Origin of the sequence: Nonomuraea sp. NPDC049784 (genome assembly GCF_040659615.1) — a bacterium.
Taxonomy (GTDB): domain Bacteria; phylum Actinomycetota; class Actinomycetes; order Streptosporangiales; family Streptosporangiaceae; genus Nonomuraea.
In genome coordinates, this window is the sequence record NZ_JBFAMX010001264.1 from 1 (window position 1) to 1,200 (window position 1,200).

Annotated in this window: 1 protein-coding gene; it reads right to left on the reverse strand. The window is 73.8% G+C overall.

The annotated features are described in order from the left end of the window. Nucleotides 1-16 precede the first annotated feature (16 nt). Nucleotides 17-1,200: S8 family serine peptidase (locus tag AB0J09_RS65275; protein WP_360714597.1), on the reverse strand; the 1,184-nt coding region annotated here is incomplete at its 5' end.

Genomic DNA, 1,200 nt, shown 5'->3' on the forward strand with positions numbered 1-1,200 from the left:
CACGGCGTTCGCCGCGTCAGGCGCCGCCCGTCGGGCGGCCGGGCGCGGGGCGCGCGCGTGGCCGGCGCAGCAGCAGCACCGCGCCCAGCAGGAACAAGAGCCCCACTCCGGCGGCCGTGCCGCCCACGGCCACGTAGGACATGTCGATCGGCGGGTGGGTGGTCGGCGAGGCGACCGGTCCGCCACCGAGGTACTGCTTCCCCTTGTACGGGGCGGCCGTGATCTCGGCGTCCTTGGCCGCGCCCGCCGCCCGCACCGCCGCCGCCGCGTCGATCAGCCCGAAGCCGAGAAACACGTTGTAGCCGGCCGGCGGCTTCCTGGCGGTCCGCACCAGGATGTCGCGCACCTGCCGGGGCGTCAGGTCGGGATTGCGGGACAGCATCAGTGCCGCGGTGCCCGCCGCGAGCGCGCAGGCGGGAGAAGTGCCGTCCCCCGACCGGTAGCCGCCGCGGTTGTCGGCGGCGTAGATGTCCACGCCGGGTGCGCTGATCGTGTTGTACGTGTGCACCTGGGAGAACTCCGCCCGCACGCCGTTGGGCGCCATCGCCGCCACCGCGACCACTCCCGGGTACGCGGCCGGGTAGGAAACGACGTTGTTCGCGTCGACCTCCAGCGGGTCGGTGGATCCGCCGTTGCCTGCGCTGGCCAGCAGGATGGCCCCCTTGCCGAGGGCGTAGTCGACGGCCGCAGCCGTGAGGTCCTCGTAGCCGCTGCCGAAGCCCCACTCGTCGGTGCCGAGGGACATGGAGATCACCCGGGCGCCCTTGTCGACGGCATATCGGATGCCCTTGGCCAGCGCGGTGCCTGCTTTGATGCTCTCCTTGTCGGCGGCGACGCGGCCGGACTTGGCGGCGGCCTCCGCGCGCTTGCGTGCCGGGTCCTCGTGATCCCAGATCACCCGTACCGAGAGCACCCGAGCCTGGGGGGCGACGCGCAGCACGCTGGAGGCCATGGCGGTGCCGTGCGCGCCCCAGTACGACTGCCCCGGCCGGGCGCCCCCGCCGATGAAGTCGGGGCCGTTCGTCACCCGTCCTCGGAATTCCGGATGGTTCTTCATGACCCCGGTGTCCAGGACCGCGACGGTGACCCCCTTGCCCTGTCCGAGCCGCTGCGCGGCGGGCACCTTCATGGCCTGCAGTTCCCAGCCCTGCGGCGCCTCGGCCACCGCCGGCGCGGGGGTGCCCGCGACGAGGCCGGCGA